Here is a 24223-nt window from a genome sequence, read left to right on the forward strand (position 1 = left end):
TACACCACCTGTGTGTTTTTGGAAAGGGGAATTCCGCATTGAAACGTAGAGTTGCAATTATTGGAATGGTTGTTGCATTTTTAATTGGTGCTGGCGGAATGTTTGCGGGTATGTCTTTATTTGGGGTTAACCCAGCAGAAGTAACGCAAACAATTTCGAATGGAAACGCTAGTACTGCGCAAGGGAATTTGGCAAAAATTAATGAGGCGTATGCACTAATTGATTCACGTTATGTGGAAGACGTGAAAGATGAAAAATTAGTCGAAGGTGCAATACAAGGCATGTTGTCTACGCTGAAGGACCCTTATTCCACGTATATGGATAAAGAAACGGCTAAACAGTTTAGTGAATCGCTTGATCCCGAGTTAGAAGGGATTGGGGCTGAGGTGAACAAAACGGACGGTAAGCTTATTATCGTATCTCCAATTAAAGGCTCACCAGCAGAAAAGATTGGAATTAAACCGAATGACCAAATTTTATCTGTAGATGGAAATAGTGTGAAAGATTTATCACGTGAAGAAGCAGTATTAAAGATTCGTGGTAAAAAAGGAACGACTGTTGCGATTGAAATTAAGCGTGCAGGAGTAGCTGATCCGATTGTATTTAAAATTAAGCGTGAAAAAATTCCAATCTTCACAGTGTTTAGCTCTGTGAAACAAGAGAGTGGAAAAGATATCGGTTATATGCAAATCACTTCTTTTGCTGAAAATACAGCGAAAGAATTTAAGGATCAGTTAAAAGAGTTAGAGAAGAAAAACATAAAAGGCTTAGTTATTGACGTACGTGGTAATCCAGGTGGCTACTTAAATAGTGTAGAAGAGATACTAGGAGAAATTATGACGGATAAAAAGCCGATGCTACAAGTAGAGCAAAGAAATGGTGAGAAGAAGAAATTCTCTACGGAACTAAAAGAGAGAAAGCCATATCCGATTTCAGTACTAATTGATAACGGAAGTGCTTCTGCTTCAGAGATTTTAGCGGGTGCGCTAAAAGAGGGAGAAGGATACGATTTAATTGGTGAAAAAACGTTTGGCAAAGGTACTGTTCAGCAAGCTGTTCCATTTAAAGATGGCAGCAACATCAAATTAACGATGTTCAAATGGTTAACACCGGATGGAAACTGGATTCATAAAAAAGGAATCAAGCCAACTGTAGAAGTGAAACAACCAGATTATTATCATGCGACACCAATTCAAATTGAAAAGACACTTTCATACAATGCAAATGATGTACAAGTAAAACATACCCAAGAAATGCTTAAGAGTTTAGGGTATGTACCAGGACGTGAAGATGGCTACTTTAGTAAAGAGACAGAATCAGCACTGAAAGCATTCCAAAATGCGAATAAGATGGAAGCGACAGGACAGCTCGATAAAAAGACAGCTGAGGCGATTCAAACGAAAATTATTGAAAAAATCCGTTCTGGAGAAAATGATCTACAATTACAGTCAGCATTAAAATTAATGGCGAAGTAAAGTGAAACTTTAATCAGTGGGGAGCTTCATCCCCCACTGATTATTAGTTGAACCAATCGGACTTTTATGGACAGTTGACTCCCCACCTAAATTCTTTGTTTTCGCTGAATTTTGAGGTGGGAGGCTTACTGCCCATTAAAGTGGGATAAAAAGAAATACAGGCGGTTTGCTGCCTGTATTTTTTTGTGTTAAACAAACGTTTGTCCAGTTATGATAATATAAAAAGAAAGAATGATATAAATGGTGGTGAATGGGTTCGTGGAGGCATGGATTTTTGAAATAATGCGGGCAGTTGGACGTTTTTTCTTACACCCTGCTGTCTATGTATTTTTAATAAGTAGTATCTTCGTTGGATACTTACGTATGTTACGAGAACGAAAAGATTTTTCTTTTAAAGTTTATGATATTTGGTTTGAACTGCGAACATCTTTATTGGCGGGAGTTAAATACGGATTAATCGTATCTATCATTACGATTGGGCTCGGACTTGTTGTTTCTAAGGCGAGCTTATGGGCCATTTTACTTTGGACGTTACTATTTGGATTAACTGCTATGTATCGATATTTATCAGCAGCTTATACGTTTAGTATCGCGATTGTATGTGTTCTATTATCTTCTAAGCTACCAGTTTCTTTCTTACAGCTTGGAGAAGGTGAAGAGAATACAATCGTATCCCTTGCTATTTTGCTAGGCATCATGCTCGTTGTAGAGGGCTTGTTGATTTCTAAAAATGCAGTAGGATATTCGACGCCGAAGATTAGGAAGGGTAAGCGCGGATTAAAGATTGGTTTACACGAATCAAAGCGTTTATGGATCATTCCTATTTTTATTCTTGTGCCAGGTGACGCAGTAACGCAGTTTATTTCATGGTGGCCTGTCGTTTCAATCGGTTCACATACATATTCTCTATTCCTCGTTCCATTTTTAATTGGATTTATGAGAAGGATTAGAAGTTATGAGCCGACGGAAGCTTTATTATTTACAGGAAGACGTGTGTACGGATTAGCAGGACTTGTGCTTGTTTTAGGAATCGCAAGTTATTGGTGGCACGTACTTGCCATTATTGCAATGGGCGTTGCAATGCTTGGACGTTTTACAATTTCCATGCAAGAGAAAATTGCGGATGAAACAAGACCAGCGTACTTCGCTGCACGTAATGATGGACTCGTTGTACTAGATACAATTCCAAATACAATTGGAGCAGAGCTGAATTTACTGCCTGGAGAAATGATTACGAAAGTAAATGGAGTCATTCCAAGAAGTGCTGAGGAATTTTATGATGCGCTTCAAACGAAGACGACAGGAGCATTTTGTAAGTTAGAAGTTTTAGATACAAATGGAGAACTTCGCCTTGCTCAAACGGCATTATACGCTGGTGGACATCACGAATTAGGTATTGTGTTTGTTCAGCAGGAGCATGAGTGGGATTCGGAAGCGATGTAATAGAAGAAAAGGTATCACCTTGTGGTGATGCCTTTTTTTGTGTAAGCAGGGCGGTAGTTATAGTACATGAAATTTATATCGGCGATTTTGCAAATATATCAGCGCAACTTGAAATATATCGGCGATTTTGCAAATATATCAGCGCAACTCGAAATATATCGGCGATTATTCGAATATATCGACTTTCCGGCCAAAAACGACAACTATCGCAAAGCTTATTTTCAGTTTCATAGACGGATAACTTGAATAATTATTTGATAATAGTTATCATTTAGGGAGTCTTTTTAATTTTGGAAAATGGAGGGAAGATATGCTACGTAAATTTTTTTCTTACTATAAACCGTATAAAGGTTTATTTATACTCGACTTTTCTTGTGCGGTCGTCGCAGGATTATTAGAACTCGGCTTCCCGCTTATCGTAAATCAATTTATTGATAAGTTATTGCCAGGGCAAAACTGGACGCTTATTTTATGGGCTTGTTTCGGTTTACTCGCAGTTTATATGTTAAATGCAGGCTTACAATATGTCGTTACATATTGGGGACATATGCTTGGTGTTAACATTGAAACAGATATGAGGCAGAAATTATTTGATCATATTCAAAAGCTATCATTCAGATTTTTTGATAATAATAAAACAGGTCATTTAATTTCACGCCTTACAAACGATTTAATGGAGATTGGGGAAATTGCTCACCACGGGCCAGAAGATTTATTTATCGCCGTAATGACTTTAGTTGGGGCATTTTCATTTATGATGATGATCAACTGGAAGTTAGCGCTATTAACGTTCTTCGTCATTCCATTCTTATTATGGTTAGCACTTTACTTCAATAAAAAAATGACAGGTACATTTAGACGTTTATTCTCAGATGTTGCTGATTTCAATGCATGTATTGAGAACAACGTTGGTGGTATTCGCGTTGTACAAGCATTCGGAAATGAAAAGTTTGAGAAAGAGCAATTTGCTGTTAATAATGCTCGTTTCCGTACAACGAAATTAATGGCGTATAAAATTATGGCGCTAAATTCGTCAATTAGTTATATGCTTATGCGTCTCGTAACGCTCTTCGTCTTAATATGCGGTACATGGTTTGTTCTGCAAGGAGAATTAACGTACGGTGGATTTATCGGATTCGTTCTATTAACGAATATTTTCTTCCGTCCAATTGAAAAAATTAATGCGGTAATCGAAAGCTATCCGAAAGGGATCGCCGGTTTTAAAAGATATGTAGAGCTTCTTGAAACAGAGCCAGATATTGTGGACTCTAAAGATGCAATGGAAGTAAAACATGTACACGGTGATATTCAATATAACAACATTACGTTCGGATATGAAAATAAAGAACCGATTTTAAATGATATTAGTTTGAAAATCCACGCAGGTGAAACGGTTGCGTTCGTTGGACCATCTGGAGCTGGGAAAACGACGTTATGTAGCCTATTACCACGTTTTTATGAGCAATCATCTGGATCGATTCAAATTGATGGTATTGATACGAAAGATATGACGTTATCTTCACTTCGTAAGCAAATCGGAATTGTGCAGCAAGATGTGTTCTTATTCTCAGGAACGATTCGTGAAAATATTGCTTACGGAAATTTAAAAGCATCAGAGGCTGAAATTTGGCAGGCGGTAAAGAGAGCTCAATTAGAAGATTTAATTTACTCACAACCAGACGGTTTAGATACTGTTATCGGTGAGCGCGGCGTGAAACTTTCAGGCGGACAGAAGCAGCGTTTAGCGATTGCTCGTATGTTCTTGAAAAACCCGCCAATTTTAATATTAGATGAAGCGACTTCCGCATTAGATACAGAGACGGAACTTGCGATTCAAAAATCACTTGCTGAACTATCTGTCGGTCGTACAACATTAGTTATCGCTCATAGACTTGCAACGATTAAAAATGCAGATCGCATCGTTGTTGTAAATAAAGATGGGATTGCAGAACAAGGTTCGCATGATGAATTAATTGAGCAAGGCGGAGGATACAGTAGATTATACGAAGCGCAGTTTAGTTCGTAAATATAATTTTTGCCGAATTAGCGCACCATAAGTAAGTGGAAATCTTATATGGGAGGCTACACGGTATGATTGTAACAACAACTTCTACAATTCAAGGGAAAGAAATTATTGATTATGTCGATATCGTGAATGGAGAAGCGATTATGGGGGCGAATATCGTTCGTGACCTTTTTGCTTCTGTCCGTGACGTTGTCGGTGGTCGCTCAGGCGCTTACGAAAGCAAATTGAAAGAAGCACGTGACATCGCAATGGAAGAGATGAAAACTCTCGCAAGACAAAAAAATGCGAATGCCATCGTTGGTATCGATGTGGATTACGAAGTAGTTCGCGAAGGGATGCTAATGGTTGCTGTGAGCGGGACTGCTGTCCGTATATAAAGTAAAAGGCCGTGCTGATGAACTGCACGGCTTTTTGTATGCTATGTCGAAGATTCAATATTTCTTGGGAAATGCGGAAGGTCCCGTCGATATATAGGGAAGACATTAGAGTGCTTCTTTACATTTCCGGATTTTAACTAATAATGTTTCGTATTCTTGTTCGAGAGATGTGATGTCATCGTGATGATTTGGTATGGAAATTCGGCCGATGATTTCTGTTAATTTTGTTTGTAATCGTAATAATTCTTGTGCAGTAACGTTTACAGAAGCATCGGCTGTTCTGTTTGTGTATTGCTCGTAATTGCCGTGGAATACTCTAGGTTCACTCTCATCTACTTGTAGAATATGGTCTGCCACAGAGCGAATAAAGGCACGGTCATGGCTAATGAAAAGTATAGTGCCAGGATATTCTTGTAACATGCTTTCTAATTCTTCTTGCGTCGCTAAGTCTAAATGGTTTGTCGGTTCATCGAGCAGAAGCATATTATAGTTTCCTAAAAATACTTTTGCGAGTGCAACCTTCATTCGCTCACCCCCGCTTAGAACGTGCACAGGCTTATGAACATCTTCACGGCGGAATAGAAGCCTTGCAAGTATTGTGCGAACGAACGATTCTGTATAATTTGTTTCTTCTAGAACATTTTCTAAAATGGTTTTATCTGTTTTTAAAATGGATAGTGTTTGTTCGAAGTATCCAATTTTACAACTCTTTGAGAGCTGAATGCCACGCTCGTTTGCGAGAAGCATGTTGAACAAAGTCGTTTTTCCACTTCCGTTTGCGCCTAAAATAGCAAGCTTTGCACCTGGAGCAATAGTTCCATTCAGATTTTTAAATAGTGTACGATTACCTATTTTCTTTGTCGCTTTATTGAACTGTACTGCCACTTTACTATGAATAGGTGTATGGTATTGCACGTCAAACTGAGCTTGAGAAAGATCCTTTGGCTTTTCCTTCTTTTCTAGTTTTTCGAGACGTGTTTCTAATGCTTTCGCTGCTTTACTAACCTGTTCTTGGCCATGAGCCCCACTTAATTTATAAAGTTTAGATTCAGATGAACTGAACCGTGTTGGGATTTTTGTCATGCTAGAAGCACGTTGCTTTTTTTGTAAAATGGACTGCTCTAAACGATTTTTTTCTTGTACATATTGCTCATATTCTGCTTGTTTTTGTATTCGCTCACGTTCTTTTTGCTTGCGATAGTTTGAATAATTACCTTTATACTCTTGAATCGTACCATCTTCGATTTCAATGATTTTTGTACATATCGCATCTAAAAAGTCACGATCATGTGATATTAAAACAAGTGCCCCTTTATAAGATAAAAGTGCCTTTTCTAATTGTTCTGTACCGGCCATATCTAAGTGGCTTGTTGGTTCATCAGCGAATAAAATGCCTGCATTCTGTTCAAGAGCGTGGGCAATCTTTAGACGCATTCGTTCACCGCCGCTCATTGAATTTGAAACGTTTGAAATGCTCCATTTTCCTTTTGCGAGAGAAGAAGTGGTTTCCGGTACTTCCTCGCTAAGCTGAGGAATGATGCTGATAGAACTATGATGAGTTACTATGCCTTTGTCAGCTTCTATTTCTTTACTTAATATTTGTAATAACGTAGATTTACCAGCACCGTTGACTCCGACAATTCCTATGCGATCCTGTGATTGAATTTCCAGTGATGGTAACGTAAATAGTGTACGATCACCAAAGCCCTTTTCAATATTACGTGCGAATAAAATAGTCATAAAAAACCCTCCCTAGTTTCACTAGAGAGGATAAACGTCGCCCTTGCATGTAAAAATCGTACATAAATAAACGATTTTTCACATGATCGTTTCGAAAGAAAGTATCGACAAATGGACAGACTAATCCTCTGCTAGTTTTCATCATTTTTGTTCACTATTTGTGATGGATGAAATAAATAAGAGAATTAGAACTTCATTGGTCAAAGTACCTTCCTTTCATAATATTACTTTTATTGTATGCGCATACAAATAAGTTTGTCAAACTTATTTCAGCTTGTAATTTTTGAATTCGTTATTATAAATTTGTGCTTTTGCCAGCGCCTCAGCATCATTTTGGATTTCATCTAATCCATTCGCATCCCCAATAATATAACCTTCAAATGATGAACCAACAAAATCAAAGATGTATTGGAACTGGGAGATAAGCGGTAATGCTTTTAGTTTTGGATTATCGCCGCCAACGATGACAACATACATTTTTTTACCTTTCATTTTTTCTTTGAAATGAAGAGATGTATCGCGCAAGCTTTGTGACCAGCGATCGACAAAGTTTTTCATATGACCGCTCATCCCGTACCAATATAATGGTGTAGCAAAGATAATTGTGTCGTGCTCTAACATGCGTTTCGTTAACTGCTCGTAGTCATCATCTACAGGTTGGAATCCTTCAGCATCATGACGCTGGTCTGTAATAGGATAGACTGTGTGATCACGTAAATAAATTTGTTCTGTTTCAATTCCATCAACCATCATATGTGTTAAAGCTTCCGTATTTCCATTTTGTCTTGAACTGCCGTGTATAACAAACATGTAATCATTCCTTTTCTTTTGCTTGTTTTAGGAGTGAAACGTGTTTTTGCAAATTCGTTTGAATATTGGAAAGCAATGAGATTTGCTTTGTTACTTCATTAAGTTTATCTTCATAAAGCGTAAGGATGCTGCTGCACGGATTGTCGTATAAGTGCGGTTCAATTTCAAGGCAGCGCAGCATCCTTGCCGTCTCTTCTAAATTCAAGCCAATTTGTAAGTACATTTGAATAAGCTCCACTTTTTCGATGGCACTTTCGTCAAAATCACGATAGCCATTTGCGAGGCGCTTCGAAGGAAGTAATCCCTTTTCTTCGTAATGTCTTAGTGATCTTTCGCTAACGCCAGTTTCTTTTGATAACTCCCCGATTCGCAATACGTTTCACTCCTTCTACATGTATTGTAAACCTTCACACTAATGTGAAGGTCAATGCTGTTTTTTCGCAAAAGAATTTACATGATTTAGAAACACTTGAATAGCTTTAGACGGAATAAAATATTTGCCGCGCACGATGGAGAATGGACGGATGAGTTGTTCATCTGGAACTTCGACGTGGAATAGTTCTTTTGCCAGTAGCTCTTTCCGTACAGTCCAATCAGAAAGGATAGCGATGCCAAGCCCAGCACTCACCGCTTCCTTCACGCTTTGAATACTACTGAATGTAAAGGAACGCTTTAGTTTTAAATGGTGTTGATGAATAAAACGGTCACTATAGGCACGTGTACCAGAACCACTTTCTCTTAATACCCATACTTGATCTTGGAGTGTCCTTTCATTTATTTCATTTGTGCGGAGTAGTGGATGGTTTGGCGGGACGACGAGTTTCATTTCATCTTGCATAAACGTTTCAACGTCAACGTCGGCGTATACAACTTGACCTTCTACTAAGCCGATATCAATTTGATTAGAGCGAAGGCTTTGCAAAACGTCTTCTGTATTTGAAATAAGGGTATGAACTTCGACGCGTGGATTTTCATTGGTATAATTAGCGAGTATTTTTGGAAGTAAGTATTCGCCAATTGTAAAACTAGCACCGATGCGAAGCGTTCCTGTTACAACGTTATGTAGTTCATTAATTTCTTGTTTGGCATCTTCATAAAGAGAGAGCATTTGCTTTGCGTGTATATATAATATGTTTCCGGCCTCGGTCACTTGAACGTGCTTCGGGGATCGCTGAATGAGTGTAGTTCCAAATTCGTTTTCTAAGTTGCGAATGTGCATACTTACGCCAGGCTGTGAAAGGTTTAATAATTCTGCTGCACGGGAGAAATGTTTCTGCTCAACGACAGTAACAAAAATTTTTAAAATATCTACGTTCATATAATCGGCTCCTTTCTTTTTCTATCATCTTATCATAAGTATTTCTGATGATAGAGATTTGGTATTGGTATTAAACTTATTATAGAAACTCTCTTATAATGTAAGTAGAAAGAACATGCATGTTCCAATATGATTATTGGAGTGGTTCAAAGTGGAACAGACACTTGTTATACAAAAGAAGAAGCGTTTTGGATTTTCGCAAGGGATTGGGATTACACTATTAATCGCAATTGTGGCGAAATATTTAGCGGAGATTCCATTTTTAAATATTATGGGACAATTAGTAATTGCTATTCTAATTGGGATGGTTTGGCGTGCGACAATTGGAGTCCCTCATGAAGCAATTGCGGGGACGAACTTTGCGAGTAAGAAGTTGCTGCGCTTTGGGATCATCTTACTGGGAATGCGATTAAATCTTGTTGATATTGCGAAGGCGGGACCGAAAGTATTGGTCATCGCAGCGGTTGTTATTACATTTACGATTTTCGTTGTATACGGACTAACGAAAGTATTTAAAGTAGAGAAGAAGCTTGGAATTTTAACAGCATGCGGAACAGCGATTTGTGGCGCGGCAGCGGTCGTGGCAATTGCGCCGCAAGTGAAAGCAAAAGATGATGAAACGGCAGTTGGGGCTGCAATCATTGCTATTTTAGGTACGATATTTACGCTTATTTATACGTTATTATATCCAGTGATTGGCTTTTCTCCGTACGGCTACGGTGTATTCTCGGGTGCGACGCTGCATGAAATCGCTCATGTCATAGCAGCTGCGGCGCCAGGAGGAAGTACGGCTGTAGACATCGCAGTTATCGTGAAGTTAACGCGCGTTGCAATGCTTGTACCAGTAGCGATTTTAATTGGATTATGGTTTGGTAAGAGTGAGGGAAGCAAGGAAAAAAGATCATGGCGCGACCTTCCAATTCCGTGGTTCATTTTCGGATTTTTAGCGATGAGTGCGGTGCATTCTCTTGGCGTGATTCCAGAAGTTGTTGCGGGATATATTGTAGTCATCGCTTATATGCTTATCGCAATGGCGATGGCGGGGCTTGGCTTAAATGTAGAGTTTAAAACGTTCCGGAAGTTAGGAAGCAAAGCATTTGTGGCAGGGCTAATTGGCTCGGTTTGCTTATCGGTGCTTGGATATGTTCTTGTATATGCGTTAGGATTTATGTAGTAGGAAGAAGCTGTTCCAAAAGATATTTTGGGACAGCTTCTTTCTTATGTTTATAGTGCTACAGATGTCGGTATTTGTCGGTAAGTCGATATATTGAAAAAATCGCCGATATAAATGGAGTTGCGCTGATATATTTGGGGAATCGCCGATATAATTTCAGTTGCGCTGATATATTTAGGAAATCGCTGATATAAATTTAATTCCCTCTGTACTTTGTTAGAAAAGATGTTCAGTGAAATGTTTTTCTAAAATTTGTAAAGATACCTTTACTTACAACTGGAAAATATTTATAATTTAAGTAAAGATATCTTTACTTTTGAAGGTGGAGCCTATGGGTGTAAAAAATAAAATTAAAGAATTAAGAAAGCAACATCATATAACACAAGTTGAAATGGCAAAGGCGATGCAGGTGACGCGGCAGACAATCGTGGCGATTGAAAACCATCATTACAACCCGAGTCTAGAGTTATCCTTAAAAATTGCCAAATATTTTGGAGTGAAGGTGGAAGAAATATTTACGCTAGAGTAAGGGGAGAGAAAAATGCAGGATGAGTTTGAGAGATTTCAGTCGGATAAAGCGTTTAAATATTTAGGGTTGTTTTTAGCGATTAGTTTAGCCATATGGAGTTTGTACAATTTAATTGTTTACGGAAGTGCTGGTATGCCGTTTGTTTTATTTGTACTAGGACAGTGGGTGTATTTTCTTGTGAACTATTGGCCGAAGTGGAAGTATAGAAATCAAAAAGAGGCGGATCATGTATGAGTAAGCAAGATGTTATAAGGTTTATAGGAAGTTTATTTTTAGCGGAGCTTATTTTAAATGCGAGTTTAATAATGTTAAGTATTTCATGGAGAACTATTTTCATATCGAATGTAGCACTAGTCATTTTATATGGCATTGCGGAATATAGAGAACAGAAGCGTTTGAAAGAAGAGGGAATACCGTCGATTGATGAGCGAGTTGTGAATAAGATGAAGTCATATTTTACGATTAGTATGACAAGCTTCGTTTTCTTGTTCATTATGTATCTTTGTGTAAATAAGTATTTAGACAGGCCAGTAGTACATGTAAATGAGTTATTATATATTGCTATTTTTGGTCTATTAATAAGTATGGCATCGACGAGCGTGTTAGCAACAAGGAATAGATAGAAAAAGGGGAACTGGGATGGGATTACCGGTATTATGTGTCGCTACGGCTATTTTTGCTTTGTTTTGGGGAATGCAGAACTTCTCTCATAATCCAGTGCCGAGTATTTGTATTATGCTTGGTACTGTAGGTTTATCGTATTATTTATTAGTTTCAGCTCATTATCATAAAACAGCAACGAGTGTTGTTGTTGGGGCACTTATTTTATTTTGTGGTCGTGCTGTGCAAAAGGGGTTATTTCCGTAAAGGCTGTTTATACGAAGCGTATAAACAGCCTTTTGTATTTTTTTTACAAAACACTTGAAAGTTACGTAACGTCATCTTTTATAATGAAGGAGAAGAGGTGATGGTAGTGATTTCAATTCAACAATTGACGAGAGAAACAGGGGTTACGGTACGTACATTACGTTATTATGATCAAATAGATTTATTAAAGCCGAGTGGTAAAACAGAGGGTGGACATCGGTTATATAGTGAAGCGGACGTTATTCGTTTGCAACAAATTTTGTTTTTAAAGGAAATGGGATTTTCGTTAAAAGAAACTGCGAATATGTTAGTAAAAGGTGAGTTGGATTTAAAGAATTCTCTTGAAAAACAACTTCGGTTTGTACAAGAAGAACAAAAGAAATTTAATCGAATGGAGAGTGTTTTACAAGCAGTTGTTTATTCGGTAGATGTGGAAGGAGAACTCGATTGGAAAGTTATGTTTGAACTGATTCAGCTTTCGAAGCAGTCTTCTCGTATACGTGAAATATTTCAAAATGAAGTATTTTCAAAGGAAGAACAAAAATTGCTTCATAATTTACCAAACATGAGTAAGGAAGATCCGAATGTTTTAGAATGGGTAGATTTATTAAAGCAATTCCGTACTTTTATGAAAGACGGTAAAGAAGTAGCTAGTGATGAGGTACAAGGGGCAACGAAGAGATTAATGCAGAAATGTTTAGAAATGGCTAATGGTGATGAAGCGTTTTTAGATAAGTTATGGGAAGTTAGAAAATCGAAGGAAGATTCACAGAAAATGAGTCTGTATCCGATTGAAGAAGAACTTTTACTATATATGGATGAAGCTTTTCGTATCTATGATGAAAAGGAGAGGGCTAAATGAGTATGATCGCAGAATATCGTTGGTATTTTTTAATTGGGGCAGAAATTGTATTTTGGTTAGCGGCTATCGGTTTCTTTTTACTCCGTTACGGATTTCGTTTGAAAAAGGCGAGTTTTATTATGGGAATTGTGCTACTCGTAAATGAAGTGTTTATTTTAACTTTAGGGGTAGTGGACTATTATCAAACAGGAAAGTTTTCTAACTTTCAAATCATTACTGTAATCATTTTATTGTATGCAGTCTTTTACGGGAAAAAGGATTTGAAGAAGCTTGATATATTTGCGCAAAAATTAGTTGCGAAATGGCGGAATGAGCCGGCGCCTATTATAGAAGAACAGGTAGAATTAACAGGTATGGCTTATGCGAAGCAGGAAATAAAAAATTGGGTATTGCACCTTAGTTTGTTTGTTGTTGTGCATATTTTCTTTTTCTTTCTGTACGGTCTTGCCCCGGTTGAACAATGGCGTAATTGGTTAGAAACGGGAATTGTTTTAAATAAAGCAGCGAGTCGGGTTAGCCAAGTTTGGGCGATTATACTTTTAGTGGATACAGTTATTTCATTTTCATATGTTCTTTTTCCGAAGAAGGAGAAGGGGAAAGAGAAGCTACTTTCTTAGAGGAAAGTAGCTTTTTTAGTATACCGATAGTTTGTATAGGAGAGGATGACAGTAGGAAAAAGAGCTGATTTTAAATGAAGTGGAATCTTAATCAGTGTGGTGCTTACTGTTTGTTCATGCGGAAGAAGATTTGATAAGGAAGGAAGTGTACTCTCCTTCCTTTTTCTATATATATTGTCGAAAACTTTACCGAATATCTGTTCGTTTTTTTAGGTTTTTTATGGGCATTCGTGGTAAAATAATAATACAGATTTTTATGAGGAGGTCGGATTTTCTTGGAACGTCAATTTGAAATTGTCTCAGCGTATTCCCCACAAGGTGATCAGCCGGTAGCTATAGAGAAGCTTGTAGAGGGAATTAATAGCGGAAAGAAAAAGCAAGTGTTACTTGGAGCGACAGGAACGGGTAAGACATTTACGATTTCAAATGTCATTAAAGAAGTGCAAAAGCCAACGCTTGTCATGGCTCATAATAAAACGTTAGCAGGACAGTTATATAGTGAGTTGAAAGACTTTTTCCCAAATAATGCAGTTGAATATTTTGTTAGTTATTACGATTATTATCAACCAGAAGCGTATGTGCCACAAACAGATACGTTTATTGAAAAAGACGCACAGATTAATGATGAAATTGATAAATTACGTCACTCAGCAACGTCTGCATTATTTGAACGGGATGATGTAATTATTGTTGCGAGTGTTTCGTGTATATATGGTTTAGGTTCTCCAGAAGAATACCGCGAGTTAGTTGTTTCACTTCGAGTTGGTATGGAAAAGGACCGCAATCAATTGCTTCGTGAACTTGTTGATGTGCAGTATGGACGTAATGATATTGATTTCAAGCGTGGTACATTCCGTGTGCGCGGAGATGTAGTTGAAATCTTCCCGGCATCACTTGACGAGCATTGTATTCGAATTGAGTTTTTTGGCGATGAAATTGATCGTATTCGCGAAGTAAATGCTTTAACGGGGGAAGTATTAGCAGAACGTGATCATGTAGCAATCTTCCCAGCATCTCACTTCGTTACACGTGAAGAAAAGATGAAGATCGCTATTGAAAATATCGAAAAAGAATTAGAAGAGCGTTTAAAGGAATTAAATGATAACGGCAAGTTGTTAGAAGCGCAGCGTATAGAGCAGCGTACACGTTATGATTTAGAAATGATGCGTGAGATGGGCTTTTGTTCAGGTATTGAAAACTATTCCCGTCATTTAACACTTCGTCCAGCGGGGGCAACGCCGTATACGTTATTAGACTATTTCCCGGAAGATTTCTTAATTGTTATGGATGAGTCGCACGTATCAGTGCCGCAAGTAAGAGCGATGTATAACGGGGACCAAGCGCGTAAGCAAGTACTTGTGGATCATGGATTCCGTCTGCCATCAGCTTTAGATAATAGACCGCTCACTTTTGATGAGTTTGAAGAGAAAACGAATCAAGTTATTTACGTTTCAGCAACGCCAGGACCGTATGAATTAGAGCAGTCGCCAGAAGTAATAGAACAAATTATTCGTCCAACAGGGCTTTTAGATCCGCCAATTGATATACGACCAATTGAAGGGCAAATTGACGATTTATTAGGAGAAATTCAAGATCGCATTGCAAAAAATGAACGTGTATTAATTACGACTTTAACGAAGAAGATGTCAGAGGATTTAACAGACTACTTAAAAGATGTAGGAATTAAGGTGAATTACCTGCATTCTGAAGTGAAAACGTTAGAACGTATTGAAATTATACGAGATCTTCGCCTTGGTAAGTTTGATGTTCTCGTTGGTATTAACTTATTGCGAGAAGGATTAGATATTCCAGAAGTATCCCTTGTAGCGATTTTAGATGCTGATAAGGAAGGATTCTTGCGTTCAGAACGTTCATTAATTCAAACAATTGGCCGTGCAGCACGTAATGAAAACGGCCGCGTTATTATGTACGCAGATCGTATAACGAGATCGATGGGAATTGCGATTGAAGAAACGAAGCGTCGTCGTAGTATACAAGAAGCTTACAATGAAGAGCATGGTATTACGCCGAAAACGATTCAAAAAGGTGTGCGTGATGTAATCCGTGCAACGACAGCTGCTGAAGAGCCGGAAACATATGAAGCAACGCCAGCTAAGAAGATGACGAAAAAAGAGCGTGAAAAGACAATTGCGAAGATGGAAGCAGAAATGAAAGAAGCAGCAAAAGCGTTAGACTTCGAGCGTGCAGCTGAATTAAGAGATTTACTATTAGAATTAAAAGCGGAAGGGTGAAAAGAGTGAGTAAGAGCAAGGATTTTATTGTTGTAAAAGGTGCTAGAGCACATAACTTAAAAAATATTGATGTAACCATTCCGAGAAATCAGCTTGTCGTTGTAACGGGATTGTCTGGTTCGGGGAAATCATCATTAGCATTTGATACGATTTATGCAGAAGGGCAGCGCAGATACGTAGAATCGTTATCTGCGTATGCACGCCAATTTTTAGGGCAAATGGATAAACCGGATGTAGATACGATTGAAGGATTGTCACCAGCAATTTCAATTGATCAAAAAACGACGAGTCGTAATCCGCGTTCAACTGTTGGAACGGTAACGGAGATTTATGATTATTTACGTTTATTATTTGCGCGAATTGGTACACCGATTTGTCCGAATCATGGCATTGAAATTACGTCACAAACAGTAGAGCAGATGGTAGACCGTGTACTTGAATATCCTGAACGTACGAAATTACAAGTGCTAGCTCCTATCGTTTCTGGTCGTAAAGGTGCACATGTGAAAGTGCTTGAAGATATTAAGAAGCAAGGATATGTTCGTGTACGTGTTGATGGTGAAATGCTTGATGTGTCTGAAGATATTGCGTTAGATAAAAATAAGAAGCATTCCATTGAAGTTGTAATAGACCGTATTGTTGTAAAAGAAGGGATCGCAAGCCGTCTTGCAGATTCTCTCGAAAGTGCATTAAAGCTTGGCGGGGGACGAGTGCTAATCGATGTTATGGGAGAAGAGGAACTTCTATTTAGTGAACATCATGCTTGTCCGCATTGTGGTTTTTCAATTGGAGAATTAGAACCGCGTATGTTCTCATTCAATAGTCCTTTCGGGGCATGTCCTTCTTGTGATGGGCTTGGTTCAAAGTTAGAGGTAGATTTAGAACTTGTTATTCCGAACTGGGATTTATCATTAAATGAACATGCGATTGCGCCTTGGGAGCCGACAAGTTCACAATATTACCCACAACTTTTACAATCTGTATGTAATCATTACGGCGTTGATATGGATGTGCCTGTGAAAGATATACCGAAAGATTTGTTTGATAAAGTGTTGTACGGAAGCGGAGAAGAGAAAGTTTATTTCCGTTATGTGAATGAATTTGGTCAAGTAAAGGAAAATGAGATTTTATTTGAAGGTGTTATTCCAAATATTGAACGTCGTTATCGTGAAACGAGTTCGGATTACGTTCGTGAGCAAATGGAAAAGTATATGGCAGAGCAAGCTTGTCCGAAGTGTAAAGGTGGACGTTTAAAGCCTGAGAGTTTAGCTGTTTTCGTTGGCGGAAAAACGATTGCTGATGTAACGAAATATTCTGTTCAAGAAGTACAGGAATTCTTCTCAAGTGTGGAGCTAACAGAGAAACAACAAAAAATTGCTCATTTAATTTTAAGAGAAATTCAGGAGCGCGTTGGGTTCTTAGTGAACGTCGGTTTAGATTATTTAACGTTAAGTCGTGCCGCAGGAACTTTATCAGGTGGTGAGGCGCAACGTATTCGTTTAGCAACGCAAATTGGTTCTCGTCTTACTGGCGTACTTTACATTCTTGATGAGCCTTCTATCGGTTTGCATCAGCGCGATAACGATCGTCTTATTCGTACATTGCAAGAAATGCGTGATTTAGGTAATACGTTAATTGTTGTTGAGCATGATGAAGATACGATGATGGCAGCTGATTATTTACTTGATATCGGGCCTGGCGCAGGTATTCACGGTGGACAAGTCGTATCAGCAGGTACACCAGCTGAAGTGATGCAAGACGAGAATTCGCTAACCGGTAAGTATTTAAGCGGTAAAGAGTTTATTCCAGTTCCACTTGAAAGACGTAAAGGTGACGGACGAAAAGTGGAAATCGTCGGTGCAAAAGAGAATAATTTAAAGAACGCGAAAATGTCATTCCCGCTTGGTACGTTTGTAGCGGTAACGGGTGTATCTGGTTCTGGTAAAAGTACGATGATTAATGAAGTATTATATAAATCGTTAGCGCAAAAGTTATATAAAGCGAAAGCGAAGCCAGGTACTCATAAAGAGATTAAAGGTCTTGAGCATTTAGATAAAGTAATCGATATTGATCAATCGCCAATTGGACGTACACCACGTTCTAACCCAGCGACTTATACAGGTGTGTTTGATGATATTCGTGATGTGTTTGCCCAAACGAATGAAGCGAAAGTACGCGGATATCAAAAAGGACGTTTCAGCTTTAATGTAAAAGGTGGACGTTGTGAAGCGTGCCGTGGTGATGGAATTATAAAAATCGAAATGCACTTCTTACCAGATGTATACGTGCCGTGTGAAGTTTGTCATGGTAAACGTTACAACCGTGAAACGTTAGAAGTGAAATATAAAGATAAAAATGTTTCTGAAGTGTTGGGGATGACGATTGAAGACGGAGTAGAGTTCTTCGCTAATATCCCAAAAATTAAGCGTAAACTTCAAACGCTTGTAGATGTTGGACTTGGTTATATGAAATTAGGGCAACCAGCTACGACGTTATCTGGTGGTGAAGCACAGCGTGTGAAATTAGCTTCTGAATTGCATCGTCGTTCTACAGGACGTACACTATACATTTTAGACGAGCCAACGACTGGTTTACATGCGCATGATATTGCACGTCTTCTAGAAGTGTTGCAACGTCTTGTTGAGAGTGGTGAGACGGTTCTTGTAATTGAACATAATTTAGATGTGATAAAAACAGCGGATTATATCGTTGACCTTGGACCGGAGGGCGGAGACAAAGGTGGACAAATCGTTGCTTCCGGAACGCCAGAGCAAGTAGTGAAAGAAGAGCGCTCGTATACGGGTAAGTATTTAAAAGAGATTTTAAATCGTGATAAAGCAAGAATGAAAGAGAAGATAAAAGAAGTAGAACTATCTCAATAAGGTATTATGAAAAACCGAGTGGAAATGACACTCGGTTTTTCGTTCATAGGGGGAGAAAATGGAGTTTATAGATGTTTTAAGAAAAAAATATGAAGGTAAGAGAGTTTCAAAATTGGGGTGTTTATTTCCGTAAGCGCTGGGAGGACCATTTTGCAAACCATTTAAGTGATAAGGAAAAGGAAGACATTTTCTTTTATGGAGATAAGTATGCATGTGGGTATCTATGGCACATATTTAGTTATGAGAAAAAGAAGTGTTTAGTAGAGATGGAAGCAGAGAGTGCGTTTCATAATGAAGTGAACAAGCAGTGCTATATATTCTATCAACACTGTGATGATGTACTGCTAATAAAAGACGCGAGTTTATTACATATGGATGATATATTGTGTGAGACGGATAATATGTATAAAAGGGATATCTATATTGTAGATAAAGATTTCACTTGGACTTTTGTGAAAACGCATGAGCATAGATGGTGTGGGCCTTATTTCGCAAAGAAGTGTTAGTAGGTATACAAGTATGAAGAGTAGAATAAGTTGATATAAGTGTTCGTATCATACTTGCGTTTATTATCTATTAGCGTATGATGAAAGATATATGTTTAAAAGGATGTGTAAGAAAATGAGATGGATTGTATCACTTCTTGTAAATAGCGTTGTGTTAATCGCTGTATCGGGACTTTTAAAAGGGATTGCACCAGACGCGTTTTACGTAGCAAATATACAAACTGCAATTATTGCGAGTATTATTTTGGCTGTTTTAAATGTGTTCGTAAAACCGTTTTTAATTTTAATTACGCTACCAATTACTGTTGTAACTTTCGGTTTCTTCTTAATTGTTATTAATGCGATTACGTTAAAAATAGCAGATTCATTATTAGGAGACGCATTTAATATATCAGGTTTCGGTGTAGCGATCGTTGCGGCAATTTGTATTTCAATTTTTAATATGATTATTGAAAAGGCAATTGTGGAACCTTTATATGAAAAAAAGAGAAAATGACAAAAAGAAAAACATTTCATGATATGTATGAAATGTTTTTTTCTATTTATTAGAAACCGTATTTCTTGTTTCCAGAAAAAAATGGTACAATATCCGATAGAATGGAATTTTACATCAAATGAGACTGAACCCGCAGCGGAGTGGAGGTTTATACATATGCCAAAAGTAAGGACAAAAGATTTAATTGAACAATTTCAATTGGAGTTAATAAGTGGTGAAGAAGGAATTCATCGTCCGATTGATACAAGTGATTTATCACGACCTGGAATTGAAATGGCAGGATTTTTTACATATTATCCAGCTGATCGCGTGCAGCTTCTTGGGAAGACGGAGCTGACGTTCTTTGACACATTAACGTCAGAGCAAAAACAAGAGAGAATGAAAGCGCTTTGTACTGAGGAGACGCCATGTATTATTGTAACTCGTAATCAAGATGTACCAGATGAGTTGCTGCAAGCATCGCGTGAATCGGGCATGCCTTTATTACGCTCTTCTCAAACGACAACGAGATTATCAAGTCGTTTAACAAATTATTTAGAAGGTAAGTTAGCACCAACAACAGCTGTTCATGGTGTGTTAGTAGATATTTACGGCGTTGGTGTTTTAATTACAGGACAAAGTGGTGTCGGTAAAAGTGAGACAGCTCTTGAGCTTGTAAAACGTGGTCATCGCCTTGTTGCGGATGATAGTGTAGAAATTCGTCAAGAAGATGAAGACATGTTAGTCGGAAGCTCACCAGATTTAATTGAGCATTTATTAGAAATTCGTGGCCTAGGCATTATTAACGTTATGACGTTATTCGGTGCAGGAGCAGTGCGAAATTATAAGCGTATTACACTTGTTATTAATCTTGAAATTTGGGATCAAAAGAAAAATTATGATCGCTTAGGTCTTGATGAAGAGAAGATGAAGATTATTGATACAGAACTTACGAAGATTACACTTCCAGTTCGTCCTGGTCGAAACTTAGCTGTTATTATTGAAGTGGCAGCGATGAACTTCCGTTTAAAACGTATGGGAGTCAATGCAGCACAGCAGTTCTCAGAACGATTAATGAGTGCGATTGAGTTAGGAAATCAGGAGTAAACATTGGAGAGGGAGGTCATACATATGCTGTTAGGTTCTGTACCACAGCTTGACCGCGTAGCTATCCAACTTGGACCGTTTCCTGTTTATTGGTACGGGATTATTATCGGTACAGGTGTGCTATTAGGTCTTTGGCTAGCAACTCGCGAAGGAGAAAGGCTAGGTATTCCCAAAGATACATTTGTTGACCTTGTATTAATTGCAGTACCGATCGCTATTCTATTTGCGAGAATGTACTATGTTATTTTTGAATGGGAATATTACGCGCAAAACCCGAGTCAAATTATTAATATTCGTCAAGGTGGCTTGGCGATTCATGGTGGCTTAATCGGGGCTGTTATTACAGGGATTCTTTTTGCGAAACACCGCGGGGTTTCATTCTGGAAGTTGGCAGATATTGCTGCGCCAAGTATTTTACTAGGACAAGCAATTGGCCGATGGGGAAACTTTATGAACCAAGAGGCGCATGGTGATGAAGTAACGAGACAGTTTTTAGAAGGTCTTCATTTACCAGATTTCATTATTAATCAAATGTACATTGATGGTGTGTACTACCACCCGACGTTTTTATATGAATCATTATGGAATTTTGCAGGTGTCATTTTATTACTTGCATTAAGAAAAGTGAATTTACGCCGCGGGGAATTATTCTTCACATATTTAATTTGGTATTCAGTAGGACGCTTCTTCGTAGAAGGGTTACGTACAGACAGTTTAATGCTAGGGCCACTTCGTATTGCACAAGTAATGTCAATTGGACTTGTTGTTATTTCTATTATTTTCATTATTGTGAGACGAAAAATGGGGCAAGCTGATAAAAGATATTTAGAAAATTAGAGAAAAGTAGCATCTTATTATAAGATGCTGCTTCTTTCATATTCAGGAAAGAGAAAGGACTAAGACAATGAGAATAAATACAGTGTTATTTGATTTAGATGGAACATTAATTAATACAAACGAACTTATTATTTCTTCTTTTTTACATACTTTACATACATATTATCCAAATCAATATAAGCGTGAAGATGTATTACCATTTATCGGTCCGTCTTTGCATGATACGTTCAGTAAGATTGATGAAAGCAAGGTTGAAGAGTTAATTACGAGTTATCGTCAATTTAATCATGATCATCATGATGAATTAGTAGAAGAATATGAAACTGTATATGAAACAGTTCAAGAGTTGAAGAAACAAGGCTATAAGGTTGGTATTGTTACAACGAAAGCACGACAAACTGTTGAGATGGGATTAAAGTTATCGAAGTTTGATGAGTTTTTTGATGTTGTTGTGACAATTGATGATGTCGAGCATGTGAAACCACATCCAGAGCCACTTCAAAAAGCGCTTCAGTTATTAGATGCGAAACCGGAAGAAGCATTGATGGTTGAGGATAATCATCATGATATTGTTGGCGGACAAAATGCGGGTACGAAAACAGCTGCGGTTTCATGGACATTGAAAGGTAGAGCGTATTTAGAGGCTTACAAGCCAGACTTTATGCTAGATAAAATGAGTGATTTATTGCCGATTTTGTCCGACATGAATCGTTCGTAAAGATAAGTAGAGGAGCGAGTGAAGTGCGACGGACAACGCGCTATCCTGTTTCAGGAGAAAATTCATTATGGAATGTGTATAAGACAGTGTCTTTTTGGAAGGTAATGAAGAATTTTATTATTATCCAAATTGCACGTTACACGCCATTTTTATCTATAAAAAATTGGTTGTACCGCACATTTTTGCGGATGAAAGTAGGAAAGAAAACATCGTTTGCGCTCATGGTAATGCCGGATATTATGTTCCCGGAAAAGATAACTGTGGGAGATAATTCGATTATTGGCTATAACACGACGCTTTTAGCGCACGAATATTTAATTCGTGAATATCGACTTGGAGAGATCGTTATTGGAAACGAAGTGATGATCGGGGCAAATACGACTATATTACCAGGTGTGAAAATTGGGGATGGCGCGATTGTTTCAGCTGGCACACTTGTTCATAAAGATGTGCCAGGCGGTGCTTTCGTGGGTGGGAATCCAATGCGTGTTATTTATACGAAAGAGCAAATGGAGGCTAGAGAAGGTTCATACTAGAAATGTAACATTTCTCTTCTTTTTTAATGAATAAAAAGGAAATAATTGAGTATAATATACTGTTTTGTTTTTTACGGAATCGTTTATACTTATAGATAGAAGAATGTGTGAACGAAGAAAACAAAAAACTGGAGGATATATGGGGAAAAATCAAAGAATATATAAGGAGAACGGACAAGTTATCTCTTTTAATCAATTAGCGGACTTCTTTTATAAAAAAGGGATGAGGGCTTACAAAGGACAAAAATTGCAAGATGCAATTAAATATTTTCGAAGAGCGGCACAAAGCGAGAAGGAGCCGTTTATTTTATGTCAATTAGCAACAGTATTATCTGAGGCTGGTGAATATCAAGAGTCGAATCAAACCTTCTTTAAGCTTGTTAGATCTAATCCAGAACTTGAACAGTGTTATTATTTTATTGCAAATAATTATGCGTATATGGGTCTATTTCAGCAGGCGAAGAAGTATGCGGATCGCTATTTAGAAGTTGCAGAAGAGAAGGAATTTGTTGAAGATACATTAGAATTACTTGAAATTATGGAAGAAGAAGCGATGGGTGCGGAAGAGATTGAGGATGAAGATGATTTAATTGTTATGCAGGAAGAAGCCAATCGTTATATTCGTAACGGACAATTGGAAGAAGCAATTGCTACATTAGAAATTGTTACGAAAGACTATCCGGAATTTTGGTCGGGGCATAATAATTTAGCTATTGCGCATTTTCAATCTGGTAATGTAGATAAGGCGCTGAAATTAACGGAAATGATTTTAGAGAAAAATCCTGGTAATATACATGCGCTTTGTAATACACTTATTTTTCTATATTCAATTGGAGAGCATAAACAAGTAGAGGTGTTAGCTGCTCAGTTAGTTTCGGTATATCCAATTTCGTTTGAACATCGTTTGAAACTTGGGACGACACTTGCAACAATTGGTCATTTCGAGCCTGCATATAAATGGTTCAAATTATTAAAGCGTCAAGGATACGAAGGAGACGTTAGTTTCTATTATTGGTTTGCATATTCTGCGTATATGGTGAAAGATCAGCAAGTAGCTGAAAAAATGTGGCAACATGTTGTAGAATTGCACCCTGATAAAAAGGGAAAAGAACCGTGGAATGCATTGAATTTAGCGGATGAAGGACAAAATGTGTTATTTGAAGAATTACGAAAATCATTCCAGCAAAGTGCGACGCTAGAGGAACAAATGCTAGCTTTATATTTAATGAATGAATTATCAACGCCGGAGAAGGTTGGATTCTTCTTTGATGTAACGCAGGCGAAGAATGGTGTTCCAATCGTATCGCAACTTGCAAAGTATTTCTTTTTACTGAATAGCCATAAGAGTATTCCAGCTGATTTACAGCAATTTGAACAGTGCGCGCGAATCGCGGATGCTTTATACAATTATACGAAAAAAGATGATGAATTAATCGAAGAGTGTTTACAATTTTGGTTTTGTACGTTTATACGTTTATATACATCTGGGGCAGTTTTTACAAATGTATACGGCTGGTCAGCTGCGGTTGAATATATCGTACGCAGTGAACAAGGAAATAAGATGACACAGTCGGAGCTCGGAGATGTGTATAATGTATCTGTAGCGACTGTTCGAAAGTATGTGCAAGCTGTTAAGCGTACGCACACATAGATAAGCAAATCATTGGGAAAA

At 37.9% G+C, this 24223-nt stretch carries 23 protein-coding genes and 1 pseudogene; 20 read left to right on the plus strand and 4 right to left on the minus strand.

Annotated elements, in window-relative coordinates:
• Nucleotides 1-38 precede the first annotated feature (38 nt).
• The 4 genes from PDQ33_RS15070 (at nucleotide 39) to PDQ33_RS15085 (ending at nucleotide 5321) form a co-directional block, all read left to right on the plus strand.
• A complete protein-coding gene (locus tag PDQ33_RS15070) occupies nucleotides 39-1475 on the plus strand; it encodes a S41 family peptidase (protein WP_442866544.1) in 1437 nt (478 codons plus the stop codon).
• A 240-nt stretch (nucleotides 1476-1715) separates the two neighbouring features.
• Complete coding sequence (locus PDQ33_RS15075; RefSeq protein WP_033671838.1) at nucleotides 1716-2918, plus strand: PDZ domain-containing protein; 1203 nt, start codon at nucleotides 1716-1718, stop codon at nucleotides 2916-2918.
• A 310-nt stretch (nucleotides 2919-3228) separates the two neighbouring features.
• Nucleotides 3229-4944: an ABC transporter ATP-binding protein gene (locus PDQ33_RS15080; protein WP_000944619.1), complete on the plus strand. Its 1716-nt coding sequence runs from the start codon at nucleotides 3229-3231 to the stop codon at nucleotides 4942-4944.
• A 65-nt stretch (nucleotides 4945-5009) separates the two neighbouring features.
• Entirely contained in the window at nucleotides 5010-5321 is a 312-nt protein-coding gene (locus PDQ33_RS15085; RefSeq protein ID WP_000637521.1) for a YbjQ family protein, read from the plus strand.
• Nucleotides 5322-5426: 105 nt separating this feature from the next.
• Here PDQ33_RS15085 and abc-f read toward each other — a convergent pair whose 3' ends face one another.
• The 4 genes from abc-f to PDQ33_RS15105 all read right to left on the minus strand — a co-directional run bounded on the left by abc-f (nucleotide 5427) and on the right by PDQ33_RS15105 (nucleotide 9189).
• A complete protein-coding gene (abc-f, locus tag PDQ33_RS15090; RefSeq protein ID WP_061131808.1) occupies nucleotides 5427-7061 on the minus strand; it encodes a ribosomal protection-like ABC-F family protein in 1635 nt (544 codons plus the stop codon).
• 264 nt (nucleotides 7062-7325) lie between these two features.
• Nucleotides 7326-7871 carry a flavodoxin family protein gene (locus tag PDQ33_RS15095; RefSeq protein ID WP_061131807.1) on the minus strand — a complete coding sequence of 182 codons (546 nt, stop codon included), beginning with the start codon at nucleotides 7869-7871 and terminating at the stop codon, nucleotides 7326-7328.
• Nucleotides 7872-7875: 4 nt separating this feature from the next.
• Nucleotides 7876-8244 (minus strand): MerR family transcriptional regulator, encoded by a 369-nt coding sequence (locus PDQ33_RS15100; RefSeq protein WP_001219201.1) that lies wholly within the window; start codon nucleotides 8242-8244, stop codon nucleotides 7876-7878.
• A gap of 51 nt (nucleotides 8245-8295) precedes the next feature.
• A complete protein-coding gene (locus PDQ33_RS15105) occupies nucleotides 8296-9189 on the minus strand; it encodes a LysR family transcriptional regulator (RefSeq protein ID WP_270756044.1) in 894 nt (297 codons plus the stop codon).
• A gap of 151 nt (nucleotides 9190-9340) precedes the next feature.
• Between PDQ33_RS15105 and PDQ33_RS15110 the strand changes: the two genes are divergently transcribed.
• The 16 genes and pseudogenes from PDQ33_RS15110 to PDQ33_RS15185 all read left to right on the plus strand — a co-directional run bounded on the left by PDQ33_RS15110 (nucleotide 9341) and on the right by PDQ33_RS15185 (nucleotide 24202).
• On the plus strand, nucleotides 9341-10363 hold the full coding sequence (locus tag PDQ33_RS15110) for a YeiH family protein (RefSeq protein WP_270756046.1): 1023 nt from the start codon (nucleotides 9341-9343) through the stop codon (nucleotides 10361-10363).
• Between the two features lie 331 nt (nucleotides 10364-10694).
• Nucleotides 10695-10892, plus strand: coding sequence for a helix-turn-helix transcriptional regulator (locus tag PDQ33_RS15115; RefSeq protein ID WP_000538359.1), 198 nt, complete (start codon nucleotides 10695-10697; stop codon nucleotides 10890-10892).
• Nucleotides 10893-10904: 12 nt separating this feature from the next.
• Nucleotides 10905-11126 carry a hypothetical protein gene (locus PDQ33_RS15120; protein ID WP_001150194.1) on the plus strand — a complete coding sequence of 74 codons (222 nt, stop codon included), beginning with the start codon at nucleotides 10905-10907 and terminating at the stop codon, nucleotides 11124-11126.
• Nucleotides 11123-11515 carry a hypothetical protein gene (locus PDQ33_RS15125; RefSeq protein WP_000043107.1) on the plus strand — a complete coding sequence of 131 codons (393 nt, stop codon included), beginning with the start codon at nucleotides 11123-11125 and terminating at the stop codon, nucleotides 11513-11515. Before PDQ33_RS15120 ends, PDQ33_RS15125 begins: the two co-directional genes overlap by 4 nt.
• A gap of 16 nt (nucleotides 11516-11531) precedes the next feature.
• The gene (locus tag PDQ33_RS15130; protein WP_000524119.1) at nucleotides 11532-11759 is read left to right on the plus strand and encodes a hypothetical protein; all 228 of its coding nucleotides are present in this window, start codon (nucleotides 11532-11534) and stop codon (nucleotides 11757-11759) included.
• Nucleotides 11760-11859: 100 nt separating this feature from the next.
• Nucleotides 11860-12621 carry a MerR family transcriptional regulator gene (locus tag PDQ33_RS15135; protein WP_000260367.1) on the plus strand — a complete coding sequence of 254 codons (762 nt, stop codon included), beginning with the start codon at nucleotides 11860-11862 and terminating at the stop codon, nucleotides 12619-12621.
• Nucleotides 12618-13238, plus strand: coding sequence for a hypothetical protein (locus PDQ33_RS15140; protein ID WP_270756051.1), 621 nt, complete (start codon nucleotides 12618-12620; stop codon nucleotides 13236-13238). The genes PDQ33_RS15135 and PDQ33_RS15140 overlap by 4 nt, the downstream gene beginning before the upstream one ends.
• A 275-nt stretch (nucleotides 13239-13513) precedes the next feature.
• Entirely contained in the window at nucleotides 13514-15490 is a 1977-nt protein-coding gene (gene uvrB, locus PDQ33_RS15145; RefSeq protein WP_076872356.1) for an excinuclease ABC subunit B, read from the plus strand.
• Between the two features lie 5 nt (nucleotides 15491-15495).
• Nucleotides 15496-18372 (plus strand): excinuclease ABC subunit UvrA, encoded by a 2877-nt coding sequence (uvrA, locus tag PDQ33_RS15150; RefSeq protein ID WP_270756054.1) that lies wholly within the window; start codon nucleotides 15496-15498, stop codon nucleotides 18370-18372.
• 58 nt (nucleotides 18373-18430) lie between these two features.
• Nucleotides 18431-18878 (plus strand): annotated as a pseudogene (locus PDQ33_RS15155) (DUF4275 family protein).
• A gap of 115 nt (nucleotides 18879-18993) precedes the next feature.
• Nucleotides 18994-19374, plus strand: a complete 381-nt coding sequence (locus PDQ33_RS15160) for a phage holin family protein (RefSeq protein WP_001267308.1) — start codon at nucleotides 18994-18996, stop codon at nucleotides 19372-19374.
• A 156-nt stretch (nucleotides 19375-19530) separates the two neighbouring features.
• The gene (hprK, locus tag PDQ33_RS15165; RefSeq protein ID WP_001127250.1) at nucleotides 19531-20460 is read left to right on the plus strand and encodes an HPr(Ser) kinase/phosphatase; all 930 of its coding nucleotides are present in this window, start codon (nucleotides 19531-19533) and stop codon (nucleotides 20458-20460) included.
• A gap of 24 nt (nucleotides 20461-20484) precedes the next feature.
• A complete protein-coding gene (gene lgt, locus PDQ33_RS15170) occupies nucleotides 20485-21297 on the plus strand; it encodes a prolipoprotein diacylglyceryl transferase (RefSeq protein ID WP_000924229.1) in 813 nt (270 codons plus the stop codon).
• 67 nt (nucleotides 21298-21364) lie between these two features.
• Nucleotides 21365-22015 carry a pyrophosphatase PpaX gene (ppaX, locus tag PDQ33_RS15175; RefSeq protein ID WP_270756058.1) on the plus strand — a complete coding sequence of 217 codons (651 nt, stop codon included), beginning with the start codon at nucleotides 21365-21367 and terminating at the stop codon, nucleotides 22013-22015.
• 23 nt (nucleotides 22016-22038) lie between these two features.
• On the plus strand, nucleotides 22039-22551 hold the full coding sequence (locus PDQ33_RS15180) for an acyltransferase (protein ID WP_061131800.1): 513 nt from the start codon (nucleotides 22039-22041) through the stop codon (nucleotides 22549-22551).
• A 139-nt stretch (nucleotides 22552-22690) separates the two neighbouring features.
• Nucleotides 22691-24202, plus strand: a complete 1512-nt coding sequence (locus PDQ33_RS15185; RefSeq protein ID WP_000517738.1) for a tetratricopeptide repeat protein — start codon at nucleotides 22691-22693, stop codon at nucleotides 24200-24202.
• The last annotated feature ends 21 nt before the right edge of the window (nucleotides 24203-24223 follow it).

The organism is Bacillus cereus group sp. Bc031, assembly GCF_027716265.1.
GTDB lineage: Bacteria > Bacillota > Bacilli > Bacillales > Bacillaceae_G > Bacillus_A > Bacillus_A paranthracis.